Here is an 11992-nt window from a genome sequence, read left to right as displayed (position 1 = left end):
CTACGGCTACCCGTTCGCAGGTTGGTTTACAGTTAGCAAAGTTTACTAAAACTAGAGGACGTGTCATGAGTGCGACCCGGCTGCCCGGCACCCCCCGCCTGTTGCGGGCGCTCAACGACCGTGCCGCGCTGGAACTGCTCCTGGAACGCGGCCCGCTGACCCGCGCTCGCCTCGGCGAGCTGACCGGGCTGTCGAAGGTCACCGCCTCGCAACTGGTCGAGCGGTTGGAGGAGCGCGGCCTCGTCGCGCGCGTCGGCGAGCAGGCCGGCGGGCGTGGTCCGAACGCCCAGCTCTACGCGGTCCGCCCGGGCAGCGCGCACGTGGTTGGCGTGGATGTCGGACCGGACCGGGTGGTGGCCGCCTGCGCCGACATCACAGGTGCGGTCATCGGCCGGGTGGAGCAGTCGACCCGGGACACCGACGACCCGGTGGGCGTGGTGCACAACGCCGTCGTGCAGGCCGCGAGCAGCGCCCAGGCGCAGCTGAGCAGCGTACGACGGATCGTGCTCGGCACCCCGGGCCTGGTCGACCCCGGCACCGGCGACATCACCTTCGCGTTCAACCTGCCCCGCTGGCACAGCGGTCTGCTCGCCGCGCTGCGGGACGACCTGCACACGCCTGTGGTCTTCGAGAACGACGTCAACCTGGCCGCGGTGGCCGAGGCGCAGTCCGGCGCCGCCCAGGGGCTGGCGGATTTCGTGCTGGTCTGGGTGGGTGCCGGCGTCGGCCTGGCGATCATGCTGGGCGGCCGGCTGCACCACGGCAGCAGCGGTGCGGCCGGCGAGATCGGCTACCTGCCGGTGCCCGGCGCGCCCATCCCGCGCGACGTCTCCCGGCGCGCCAAGCCGGCCTTCCAGCAGTTGGTCGGTGCGGACTCGGTGCGCGCGGTGGCCGCCGAGCACGGCTACCCGGACGCCGACGCCGCCGAGGCGGTCCGTGCGGCCGTCGCGGCCGGCGCCGACGGCGGTCCGATGCTCGACGAGCTGGCCCGTCGGCTCGCGCTCGGCGTGGCCAGCACCTGCGTGGTGCTGGACCCACCGCTTGTCGTGCTCGCCGGCGAGGTGGGGCAGGCCGGTGGCGCGGCTCTTGCCGACCGGGTGCAGCAGGAGGTCGCGGCGATCACCCTGGTCCAGCCGCGCGTGGTGCCGACCGGGCTGACCGAGGAGCCGATCCTGCACGGCGCGCTGCGCACCGCCCTGGACGCGGTGCGCGACGAGGTGTTCGGCTCCACCGTCGGCTGAGCCCGCTACGGCGGTCATGTGAAGAAATATTTCACCGTACGCCCACAGGGTGCAACCTCTTGCCGCGCGCTGGCGGTGGCCCGGTCCGTCGGGCCGCCCCGACCGGGGCGACCCGACGGACCCCCAGTCAGATCAGGTCGCGGCGACGGAACACGGCGAACGCCGCCGCGGTCAGGCCGCCGGTGAGCACCAACAGCACCAGCAGCGCCGTCGGCCAGGTCAGGGTGTAGAAGCCCTCGCAGTAACCGGTCCCCGCGCTGCCCCGACAGAGTTCGGGGTCGAAGAACCGCGCCCTACCGCCGAGCCACGCCCCGATGTGACTGGAGAGCATCAGCTGATCGGGCCGCCGGGCGTCGACGATCTCCAGCACCAGCCGGCCACCCAACTCCCACACCACCGCGTACGCCGCCACCGCGCCGAGCGCCGCCGACGTGTGCCGACCCAGCGTGGCGATCGCGAAGCCCAGGGCGGCGGACAGCAGCACCAACACCAGGCCACGGCCGTGCACCGCGCCGAGTGATCGCCAGAAGTCGCCGTCCAGCCGGCCCGGCAACCCGGCGGTCTGCCCGATCACCCAGAACGTGGCGAGGTAGGCCACCGACGCCAGCAGGGCCAGGACCAACACCGTGCCGAGCAGGGTGCCCAACTTCGCCGCGAGCACCGTCAACCGGCGCGGTCGCCACAACAGCAGATTCACCACGCCACCCGAGGTCAGGTCCGCGCCGATGTAGGAGGCGCCGACCAGGAACCCGAACAGCACCAGGAACGCGATGAGGAAGTACAGCAGCGGCCGGGCCTGGTCGGCGAAGTTGAACACACCCGGTAGATAGTCGGCGGCGATCGGCAGCCGGTCCTGCCGGATCGGGTCGATCGCCGAACAGTCGCTGGGGAAGAGCTTGTCCGTGTCGGTCGGAAGGGTGCCGTTCTGGCGATCCAGGCACTCCTGGTGGGTGGCCTCCAGGCCGCGCCGCGCGTCGGCGGCCTGCTCCCGCGCCGAACTCAGTTCGCTGGCACTCGGCTTGTGGGAGCCGGCCATCGTGGTCGCCGCCGTGACAGCGAACGCCAACACCAACAGGACCACCATGAGCTGCACGAAGCGACGCGCGGACAGTCGCTCCAACTCGGCACGCACCAGGTTCACGCGTCCACTCCCCGATCGAGGTCGATCACGGCTTCACCCTGCGGCGGCGACGAGTCGCCGCCCTGCCGGGGCACCGACGGATGCTCGTACGCGCCGGTCAGCTCCAGGAAGACGCTCTCCAGATCCGGCCGCAGCGGCGTCAGCTCGCCCACCCACAGACCCTGCTCACCGAGGACCCGACTGATCACCGTCGGGTCGCTCACCCCGCCCACCACCACCGCCGCGCCGTCCACGACCGCCGTCAGCTCGGCCGCGTGCAGCAACTCGACGGCCCGCTCCGGCTCGGCCACCCGGACCAGGAACTCGTGCCGATCGTGGCCCGCCAGCACCTCGTCCACCCGACCGGTCGCGACCCGCCGCCCCCGGGAAATGATCGTGACGTGGTCGCAGATCAACTGGATCTCGCCCAGGATGTGACTGGACACCAGCACGGTCACCCCGCTGGCCGCCAGCGACCGCATCAGGTCCCGCATCTCCCGGATGCCCGCCGGGTCCAGCCCGTTCGCGGGCTCGTCCAGGATGAGCAACCGCGGGTCCTTCAGCAGCGCGGACGCCACCGCGAGCCGTTGCTTCATGCCCAGCGAGTAGCCCTTCACCCGGTCATCGCCCCGGTCCTGCAGGCCCACCAGATCCAGCACCTCGTCCACCCGGGAAACCGGCACCCCACCAGCGCGGGCCAACAACCGCAGGGTGCGGTGACCGGTGAAGTTGCCGAAGAACTGCGGGCTCTCCACGATGGCGCCGACCTGGCCCGCCACCCGGGTCAGCAGCTCCGGCGACGGTTCGCCGAGCACGCTCATCCGGCCGCCGTCGGCGCGTACCAGCCCGAGCAGGGCCCGCAGGGTGGTGGTCTTGCCCGAACCGTTCGGGCCCAGGAAGCCGTGGACCTGGCCCGCCTCGACCAGCAGGTCGAACCCGTCCACCGCCACCCTTCGGCCGCTGCGCATGCTGTGGAAGGTCTTGCGCAGACCCTCGATCTCGATGACCGCGCTCATCCGCGCGGCTCCGTACGTCGACGGGGCATGGGCCGTCCTTCGGGCTTGGTGATCAACGACACGGCGCTTCACCCTATGGCTGAGGCGCCGCCCATGGGGGGCGCCCAGGCGCTGCGTGGTTGGATGGTGCGGTGACTGGTGACCTGATCCCCGGCGCTGCCGGCGCCGCGCCTGCCGCCGCTTTCGTGGACCCGGATCTGGTGGTCAGCCTCGACGGCGTCGGCGTACGCCGCTCTGGCACCGCCCTCCTGCAGGACCTGACCTGGCGCGTCGAACTGGACGAGCGGTGGGTCGTGCTCGGCTCCAACGGCGCCGGCAAGACCACACTGCTCAACCTCGCCGCCGGCCGGCTGCACCCCACCACGGGTGTCGCGCACGTCCTCGGCGAACGGATCGGCCGCACCGACGTCAACGAGTTGCGTACCCGGATCGGGCTCACCACCGCCGCGCTCGCCGAGCGACTCCCCGCCGACGAGCGGGTCAGCGACGTGGTGGTGACCGCCGCCTGGTCGGTGGTCGGCCGCTGGCGGGAGAACTACGACCGTGGCGACGAGACGCGGGCGCGGGCACTGCTGAGCCAACTCGGCGTCGGTGGCCTCACCGAGCGCCGTTACGGCACCCTCTCCGAGGGCGAGCGCAAGCGGGTGCAGATCGCCCGTGCCCTGATGACCGACCCGGAGTTGCTGCTGCTCGACGAGCCCGCCGCCGGGCTCGACCTGGGTGGTCGGGAAGACCTGGTCGCCCGGCTGGCCGAGCTGGCGTACGACCCGGACGCCCCGGCGATGGTGCTGGTCACCCACCACGTGGAGGAGATCCCGCCCGGGTTCACGCACGCGCTGCTGCTGCGCGAGGGTGGGGTGGTCGCCCAGGGCCTGCTCGCCGAGACGCTGACCGGTGACAACCTCTCCAAGACCTTCGGGCTGCCACTGGTGGTCGAGCGGTCCGGCGACCGTTTCACGGCTCGCGCCGCCTGAGCGTCGGAGAGGCGGAGACGACAGTGCCGCAGACCCGGGTCGCCGTGGTGGGCAGTGCCAACATGGACCTGGTCGCGATGGCGCCCGCGCTGCCGCGACAGGGCGAGACCATGCTCGGCACCGACTTCGTGATGGTGCCCGGCGGTAAGGGCGCCAACCAGGCCGTGGCCGCGGTCCGGGCCGGCGCGTCCTGCGTCTTCCTCGGCGCGATCGGCTCGGACGCCTTCGGCGTCACCCTCAAGGCCCGCATCACCGCGGCCGGCGTGGACACCAGCCAGCTGCGTGTGGTCTACGGCGCCTCCGGGGTGGCGCTGGTGATGGTCAACGCCCAGGGGGAGAACGCAATCGTGGTCACCCCCGGCGCGAACGACGCCCTGGTCGGCCTCAGCGAGGAGGAGTTGGCCACGGTGCGCGCGGCGGACGTCCTGGTCGCCCAACTGGAGATCCCGGTGCAGACCGTGACCGCCGCCGCGGTGGCCGCCCGCGACGCCGGCACCAGGGTCATCCTGAACGCCGCCCCCGCGCGGGACCTCCCACCCGAACTGCTCGCCGCCGTGGACCTGCTGGTCGTCAACGAGGGCGAGGCGCAGGCGCTCGCCGGCCGAGGTCGGGAGGAGCCCCGGGCGCTGCTCGATCTGGCCCCCCGGGCCGTGCTCACTCTCGGCGGTGAGGGCGCCTGGTACGTCGACCGGGACGGCACCGAGGTGCACGTGCCGGCGGTACCTGTCGACGCGGTCGACTCCACCGCCGCCGGTGACGCGTTCACCGCCGCGCTGGCCGTCGGCTGGGGCGAGGGGCGCGACCTGGTCGACGCGGTGCGCTGGGCGTCGGCGGCCGGCGCTGCCTGCGTCCGCAAGCTCGGCGCGTCGGTGGCGCTACCGCAACGCGCCGAGATCGACGAGCTGTACGTACCAGCCTGAGCGCGCCGCACGCCGTCCGGCCCGTCCGGGCGTTCAGCCGACGGGCTCGTCGGCGAGCTTCTCGCCGCGTCGGCGCAGCATGCCGAGCCCGGGGATGCCGGCCACGGCGAGCTTGAGGTCGCGGGTCACGTCCAGCAGGTCGTGCAGGTCGGGGCCGACCCGGTCCAGCGTGGCCAGGATCGGCAGGATGTCCGCCGTCAGGTGTTCCCTGAGCTTGGGCAACTCGTCGATCAGGTGGATCGCCGCGCTGATCTCCTCGTGACTCAACTCCTCGACGAACCGCCCGGCCATCGGCGCGGCCCGGCGCAGCGCCGGCTCGTACGCCGCCAGCAGTTCGGCCGCCGTGGCGGCGGCCTCCGCAGCGGTGCCCACGGTGGCGGCGGCGCGGCCCGCGACCCGGTCGGCCTCGGCGACCACCGTGGCCGCGGCGCGGGAGACCCGGTCGGCCTCGGCGACCACCACTGCGGCGGCGGTGGCCACCTCGGTGGCCGTGTCGATGGCGGTGGTCGCGGCGGCGCTGATGACGGCCACCTCGCGAACCGCGCCCTCGGCATCGGTGAGCACCTGGTCGGTCCGCTCCAGGGTCGTCTCGATCCGGTCGACCACGCCGTTGATCCGGGCCAACAGCGCCTCCACCCCGTCGAGCACCGCGAACGCGCGGGCGGGCACGGCGGCCATCGAGACGGCCGAGCCGAGCGCCTGGTCGAGAGCGGAACGGGTCAGGCCGACCACGGCGGCCGGGGTGGGGAGGGGAATCGCCATGGGGTCAAGTGTGCGTCGGCCGTGCCACAACCGCCCGACGGCGCTGGTCAGCGGGACCGTCGACCGGCGGTGTCGGCGCGGCCCACCCGCAGCGCCCACCAGATCAGCGGCGCCTGCAACGGCACCCGGCCGTACGCGATGGCGCGCTTCGTCGGGCGTCGGTGTCGCCAGTCCACGGCCATCTTCACGTTCGCCGGCAGGACGGCGACGAAGAGTGCGGCGGGTGGGTGACACCGGCCGCGGCGAGCAGGCCGGCCAGGGCGACGGCCTCGCCGCGGCGGGTGGTCATCGATGGTCCCCCTGCTGTTCGACGGCGCGCTGCACGGCCCGGTAGATCTGCCCGAACCGTAGCGCGTCCGGGGTGCGTACCAGCAGATCCTCCCGGCCGTGGTGCTGCACCCACAACTCGTGCACGTGGCTGCCACGCTCGTAGGAGCGGTCCAGCCAGCCGAGGGGAATCTCCAGGAACGGCAGCGCCACCAGCGCCCCCACCGCGCAGGCGGCGAGAATGATCAACGCCAGCTGCCAGTTGCCCCGGTCCTGTGCCGACCACGCCAGTGACAGCACGCAGACCACGGCGACCAGCGGCGGTAGCGAGAGCAGCAGCACCAGGACACCGCGCCCCAGCACGCGGCCACGGACGGCGAGGGTTTTCTGCCCCCGTGCGTGCCAGACGAACGTCACGTCGGACAGGGCGATCACGTGACCGCCCGCCCGGATCGACTCGGAGGTCACCTGCACCGCGTCGTCCCGGTAATAGAGGGTCATCACTAAGCCTAACCACCGGCGGGCAACCCTCGCCTCGGCAATCTTGGGCAGTTTCCGTTCCGGCTAACGGAAACTGTCCAAGGTCTGCGGCGGCTAGCGGCGCGTGCCGGGACGGGCCGGCTGGCTGTGCTCGACCGCGCGTTGCACCGCCCGATAGATCTGCCCGAAGCGCAACGCGTCACCTGTGCGCAGCAGCCGCACCGGCTGACCCCGCCAACGGGCCCAGATCTCCAGTTGGCGGCTGCCCCGCGCGTACGAGCGGTCCAGGTGTTCGAAGAGGAAGTCGGCGACCGGCCCGACGGCCAAGCCGACCAGCACCGACGCGCCGACGATCGCGATCGTCACGGTGGGGGAGCGGTGCAGCCAGACGGCCACGCCGATGCCGAGCACCGCCGCGACCAGCGGGCCGGCGAGCGCGGCGCCGATCGCGCCCCGCCCCACCAGAACGCGCCAGGAACGGGTGCCACGGCGGTGCCAGATCACGGTGATGTCGGCCAGCGCGTAGCTGCGACCGTCGACGCGAACGGTGGTGGAGGTGACCTGTACCGACCTGTCGTCGTAATAAGTGATCATGGCTGGACTCCCGCCCGCGGGGCTGACACCACACTACTTACCCAAACGAGCCGGGTCGTAAGGTTGGCACGCGACTTCGACGAGGAAGTGAGGGCAGCGTGGGCGAGTTCGTTCGGCTGGAGACCACTGACGGCATCGGCACGATCCGGCTGGAGCGGCCGCCGATGAACGCGCTCAACACCCAGGTGCAGGAGGAGTTGCGCGCCGCCGCCACGGCGGCCACCGCCGATCCCGAGGTTCGCGCCGTCATCGTGTACGGCGGGGAGAAGGTCTTCGCCGCCGGCGCGGACATCAAGCAGATGGCCGAGATGTCCTACGTGGACATGGCCGAGCGGGCCGCGAACCTGTCCAGCGCGCTCGGCGCGATCGCCCGGATCCCCAAGCCGGTGGTCGCCGCGATCACCGGGTACGCCCTCGGTGGCGGCTGCGAGCTGGCGCTGGCGTGTGACTGGCGGGTGGTCGCCGAGGACGCCAAGCTCGGCCAGCCGGAGATCAAGCTGGGCATCATCCCGGGTGCGGGCGGCACCCAGCGGCTGGCCCGCCTGGTCGGCCCGGCCCGCGCCAAGGACCTCATCATGTCGGGGCGGATGGTGGACGCGCAGGAGGCGCTGCGGATCGGCCTGGCCGACCGGGTCGCCCCGGCCGCCGAGGTGTACGACGCGGCCGTCGCGCTGATCACTCCGTACCTCAGCGGGCCGGTGCAGGCGCTGCGCGCGGCGAAGCTGGCGGTCGACGGCGGCCTGGACATGGATCTGAACTCGGGTCTGGCCTGGGAGAGTCAGCTCTTCGCGGCGCTGTTCGCCACCGACGACCGGCGCGAGGGCATGGCGGCCTTCGTCGAGAAGCGTAAGCCGGGCTTCACCGGCCGCTGATCCGTCGCTTCCCGGCCCACCGCCCTCTGACCTCGGCAACGTCCACTGGCCGGGGCCACGGTCGAGGGGTCAAGTGACTGGCCGGTAACCTGTGATCCCGGCCACGGACGATGGGAGCGACATGACGGAGCGGATCGAGGGTCACGGCGGCGAGTTGGCGCTCGCGGCACTACGCGCGCACGGCGTACGGGAGATGTTCACGCTGTCCGGCGGGCACGTCTTCCCGCTCTACGACGCCGCGTACAAGACCGACTTCCCGATCTACGACGTCCGACACGAGCAGTCCGCGGTCTTCGCCGCCGAGGCGGTGGCCAAGCTCCAGCGCCGTCCCGGCCTCGCCGTGCTCACCGCCGGGCCCGGCGTCACCAACGGCATCTCCGGCATGACCAGCGCGTTCTTCAACGCCTCGCCGGTGCTGGTGCTCGGGGGCCGAGCGCCCGCGTTCCGCTGGGGCTCGGGCAGCCTGCAGGAGATGGACCACCTGCCGCTGGTCAGCCCGGTCACCAAGCACGCCGAGACGGTGTTCAGCACCGACGACATCCCGCGCGCGGTCGGTGCGGCGCTCAACGCGGCGCTCACCCCGCACCGCGGCCCGGCCTTCCTCGACTTTCCCCTGGAGACGGTCTTCTCGGTCGCCGAGGCCGAGCTGCCCACCGTGACGGGTGTCGACCCGATCGCGCCGGACCCGGAGGAGGTGGGCCGCGCCGCGCTGCTCATCGCCGGGGCGCAGCGGCCGGTCATCATCGCCGGCTCCGACGTGTACGCGGGCGACGCCGTCGCCGCCCTGCGCGAGGCGGCCGAGGCGTTGCAGGTGCCGGTCTTCACCAACGGCATGGGTCGCGGCTCGCTCCCGCCGCAGCACCCACTCGCGTTCGCCAAGGCCCGCCGGGCCGCGCTCTCCGGCGCCGACGTGGTCGTGGTGGTGGGCACCCCGCTGGACTTCCGGCTCAGCTTCGGTGACTTCGGTGACGCCAAGGTGGTGCACATCGTCGACGCGCCCAGCCAGCGGGCGACGCACGTGCAGCCGGCCGCCGCCCCCGCCGGTGACCTGCGTCTGATCCTCTCCGCGCTGGCCGACCACTCCGGCGACCGGGCCGACCACGCCGACTGGATCGCCGACCTGCGCGTCGCCGAGGACGCCGCGAAGGCTCGGGACGCCGCGGAGATGGCCGCCGAGACCGACCCGATCCGCCCGGCCCGGATCTACGGCGAGCTGCGTCGGGCGCTCGCCCCGGACGCGATCACCATCGGCGACGGCGGCGACTTCGTGTCGTACGCCGGGCGGTACCTGGAGCCGGCCCAGCCCGGCACCTGGCTGGACCCGGGCCCGTACGGCTGCCTGGGCACCGGCATGGGTTACGCGATGGGCGCCCGGGTCAGTCACCCGGACCGGCAGATCTGCGTGCTGATGGGCGACGGCGCGGCCGGGTTCTCGCTGATGGACGTCGAGTCGCTGGTCCGCCAGAAGCTCCCGGTGGTGATCGTCGTCGGCAACAACGGCATCTGGGGGTTGGAGAAGCACCCGATGCGGGCCATGTACGGCTACGACGTGGCCGCCGACCTGCAGCCTGAGCTGCGGTACGACACGGTGGTCAGCGCGCTCGGCGGGGCGGGGGAGACGGTCGCCAAGGCGGCCGACCTGGGCCCGGCGCTCCAGCGGGCTTTCGACTCCGGAGTGCCGTACCTGGTGAACGTGCTCACCGACCCGACCGACGCGTACCCCCGGTCGTCGAACCTGGCCTGACTCGCACCCGCCGCCGCCGTCGCCCCTCGCGGGCGGCGGCGCGGTGTCTTCTCGCAGCTAAATACACGGAATGTCAGCGTCGATCGTCGTAACGTCAGCGCGGGAACAGCGGGATGTCAGCCCTGTCGCCCATGGTGGTGTCATCACCCGCAGACGACAGGAGTTGCGATGGACCACGCGATCCGCGCCGAGGGTCTGGTGCGGCGTTTCGGCGCCACCACTGCCCTCGCCGGAGTTGACCTGGCGGTCCCCACGGGGACGGTCTTCGGTCTGCTCGGGCCGAACGGCGCCGGCAAGACCACAGCGGTACGGGTGCTCGCCACCCTGCTGCGCGCCGACGAGGGACACGCCACGGTGGGCGGGTTCGACGTGGTCCGCGACGCCCACCGCGTGCGTCAGCTGATCGGCCTCACCGGCCAGTACGCCTCGGTCGACGAGACCCTGACCGGCGCGGAGAACCTGCTCCTCATCGGGCGGCTGCTCGGGCTCACTCGGGCCGACGCCAAGCGAAGGGCCCGGCAACTGCTCGACGACTTCGGGCTCGGCGATGCCGCCGACCGGGCGGTGAAGACGTTCTCCGGCGGGATGCGGCGACGGCTGGACCTCGCCGCCAGCCTGGTCGGTCGGCCGCAGGTGCTGTTCCTCGACGAGCCGACCACCGGCCTGGACCCGCGCAGCCGCAACGACCTGTGGGACCTCGTCCGCACGCTCGTCGCGGACGGGGTCACGGTGCTGCTCACCACGCAGTATCTGGAGGAGGCCGACCAGCTCGCCGACGAGATCGCCGTCGTCGACCACGGGCGGGTGATCGCCCAGGGCACGCCGGAGGAGCTGAAGGCCAGGACCGGCGGTCAGACCCTCACCGTGCGCCCCGCGGACAGCAGCGACCTGGGCATGGTGAGCGCCATCGTCGGTGAGGTGTCCGGTGCGGTCCCCGAGGTGGCCCAGAGCGCCGTCACCGTTGCCGTGAACGATCCCGGCGTCCTGCCCGCAGTGGTCAGCCGCCTCGACGCCGCCGAGATCGCGGTCGCGGAGCTGGCGCTGCGCGGCGCCAGCCTGGACGAGGTCTTCCTCACCCTCACCGGCCATCGGGCCGAGGACGCCCCGGCCGACACCGACCTGGAAAGGACACCGGCATGACCGCCGTGACCCTCAGCCCCGCCCTCGCCCCGGCCCGTCGACTCGGCGTCGCCGCCGGGCTGCGGCACACCTTCACACTGGCCTGGCGCAGCCTGGTGCAGATCAAACACAACCCGATGGAGCTGCTCGACCTGAGCATCCAGCCGGTGATGTTCGTGCTGCTGTTCACCTACGTCTTCGGCACCGCCATCGCCGGCTCGTCCGGCGAGTACCTCACCTTCATGCTGCCCGGCATCATGGTCCAGAACGCGCTATTCGCCACCATGACGACGGGGTTCGGGTTGAACAACGACCTCACCAAGGGCGTCTTCGACCGGCTGCGGGCGTTACCCATCGCCCGGTGGGCGCCGCTGGCCGGTCGGATCCTCGCCGACACCGTCAAGCAGGCGTGGTCGATCGCACTGCTGCTCGGCGTCGGTTCGATCCTCGGCTTCCGGGTCGGCAACGGCGTGCTCGGCGTGGTGGGGGCGTTCGCGCTGCTGCTGGCGTTCACGCTTGCCGCGTCCTGGATTTCGGTGCTGGTCGGGGTGCTGGTGAGCGAACCGGACAAGGTGCAGATCTTCGGCTTCATGGTGATCTTCCCGCTGACCTTCACCAGCAACATCTTCGTCCCGACCGACCGGATGCCGGGCTGGTTGCAGAACTGGGTGGAGGTCAACCCGGTGACCGTGGTGGCCGACGCGCTGCGGGGGCTGCTGGTCGGCGGGCCGGTGGCCGGGCCGGCGCTCCAGACGCTGCTGTGGGGCGCCGGCATCGCGGTGATCTTCGCGCCGCTGGCCGTACGCGGTCTCAAGCGTCGAGTGTGACCCGCAGTCGGATCGACACGGACCTGCAACGGGCCGAGCAGGCTGACCTGCACTCC

General features: G+C 72.3%; 13 protein-coding genes. 7 read left to right on the top strand and 6 right to left on the bottom strand.

What is annotated here, in order from left to right; genetic code table 11:
• Positions 1-65 precede the first annotated feature (65 nt).
• On the top strand, positions 66-1241 hold the full coding sequence (locus ACLQ3B_RS17985) for an ROK family transcriptional regulator (protein ID WP_030331123.1): 1176 nt from the start codon (positions 66-68) through the stop codon (positions 1239-1241).
• 127 nt (positions 1242-1368) lie between these two features.
• Here ACLQ3B_RS17985 and ACLQ3B_RS17980 read toward each other — a convergent pair whose 3' ends face one another.
• A complete protein-coding gene (locus ACLQ3B_RS17980) occupies positions 1369-2382 on the bottom strand; it encodes an ABC transporter permease subunit (protein ID WP_425781881.1) in 1014 nt (337 codons plus the stop codon).
• On the bottom strand, positions 2379-3377 hold the full coding sequence (locus tag ACLQ3B_RS17975) for an ABC transporter ATP-binding protein (RefSeq protein WP_425781880.1): 999 nt from the start codon (positions 3375-3377) through the stop codon (positions 2379-2381). Before ACLQ3B_RS17975 ends, ACLQ3B_RS17980 begins: the two co-directional genes overlap by 4 nt.
• 131 nt (positions 3378-3508) lie before the next feature.
• On the opposite strand from ACLQ3B_RS17975, the gene ACLQ3B_RS17970 reads away from it, so the two are divergent.
• Both ACLQ3B_RS17970 and ACLQ3B_RS17965 read left to right on the top strand, forming a co-directional pair.
• A complete protein-coding gene (locus ACLQ3B_RS17970; RefSeq protein ID WP_425781879.1) occupies positions 3509-4351 on the top strand; it encodes an ABC transporter ATP-binding protein in 843 nt (280 codons plus the stop codon).
• Positions 4352-4374: 23 nt separating this feature from the next.
• Positions 4375-5271: a ribokinase gene (locus ACLQ3B_RS17965; RefSeq protein WP_425781878.1), complete on the top strand. Its 897-nt coding sequence runs from the start codon at positions 4375-4377 to the stop codon at positions 5269-5271.
• Between the two features lie 33 nt (positions 5272-5304).
• On the opposite strand, the gene ACLQ3B_RS17960 is transcribed toward ACLQ3B_RS17965, so the two are convergent.
• The 4 genes from ACLQ3B_RS17960 to ACLQ3B_RS17945 all read right to left on the bottom strand — a co-directional run bounded on the left by ACLQ3B_RS17960 (position 5305) and on the right by ACLQ3B_RS17945 (position 7374).
• Positions 5305-6033 (bottom strand): hypothetical protein, encoded by a 729-nt coding sequence (locus ACLQ3B_RS17960; RefSeq protein ID WP_425781877.1) that lies wholly within the window; start codon positions 6031-6033, stop codon positions 5305-5307.
• Between the two features lie 47 nt (positions 6034-6080).
• The gene (locus ACLQ3B_RS17955) at positions 6081-6209 is read right to left on the bottom strand and encodes a hypothetical protein (RefSeq protein ID WP_425781876.1); all 129 of its coding nucleotides are present in this window, start codon (positions 6207-6209) and stop codon (positions 6081-6083) included.
• Between the two features lie 109 nt (positions 6210-6318).
• Complete coding sequence (locus ACLQ3B_RS17950; RefSeq protein ID WP_425781875.1) at positions 6319-6801, bottom strand: DUF6232 family protein; 483 nt, start codon at positions 6799-6801, stop codon at positions 6319-6321.
• Positions 6802-6894: 93 nt separating this feature from the next.
• Positions 6895-7374, bottom strand: coding sequence for a DUF6232 family protein (locus ACLQ3B_RS17945; protein WP_425781874.1), 480 nt, complete (start codon positions 7372-7374; stop codon positions 6895-6897).
• 98 nt (positions 7375-7472) lie between these two features.
• Between ACLQ3B_RS17945 and ACLQ3B_RS17940 the strand changes: the two genes are divergently transcribed.
• From ACLQ3B_RS17940 to ACLQ3B_RS17925, 4 genes are all read left to right on the top strand, one after another.
• Positions 7473-8246, top strand: a complete 774-nt coding sequence (locus ACLQ3B_RS17940) for an enoyl-CoA hydratase/isomerase family protein (RefSeq protein WP_425781873.1) — start codon at positions 7473-7475, stop codon at positions 8244-8246.
• A gap of 121 nt (positions 8247-8367) precedes the next feature.
• Entirely contained in the window at positions 8368-9990 is a 1623-nt protein-coding gene (locus ACLQ3B_RS17935; protein ID WP_425781872.1) for an acetolactate synthase, read from the top strand.
• Positions 9991-10158: 168 nt separating this feature from the next.
• Positions 10159-11130, top strand: a complete 972-nt coding sequence (locus tag ACLQ3B_RS17930) for an ATP-binding cassette domain-containing protein (RefSeq protein ID WP_425781871.1) — start codon at positions 10159-10161, stop codon at positions 11128-11130.
• Positions 11127-11936 carry an ABC transporter permease gene (locus ACLQ3B_RS17925; RefSeq protein WP_425781870.1) on the top strand — a complete coding sequence of 270 codons (810 nt, stop codon included), beginning with the start codon at positions 11127-11129 and terminating at the stop codon, positions 11934-11936. Before ACLQ3B_RS17930 ends, ACLQ3B_RS17925 begins: the two co-directional genes overlap by 4 nt.
• Positions 11937-11992: the final 56 nt, after the last annotated feature.

Source organism: Micromonospora sp. DT53, from assembly GCF_049841535.1.
Lineage (GTDB): Bacteria > Actinomycetota > Actinomycetes > Mycobacteriales > Micromonosporaceae > Micromonospora.
Note: the sequence above shows the minus strand (reverse complement) of the source record. Positions and strands in the feature narration are given on the sequence as shown.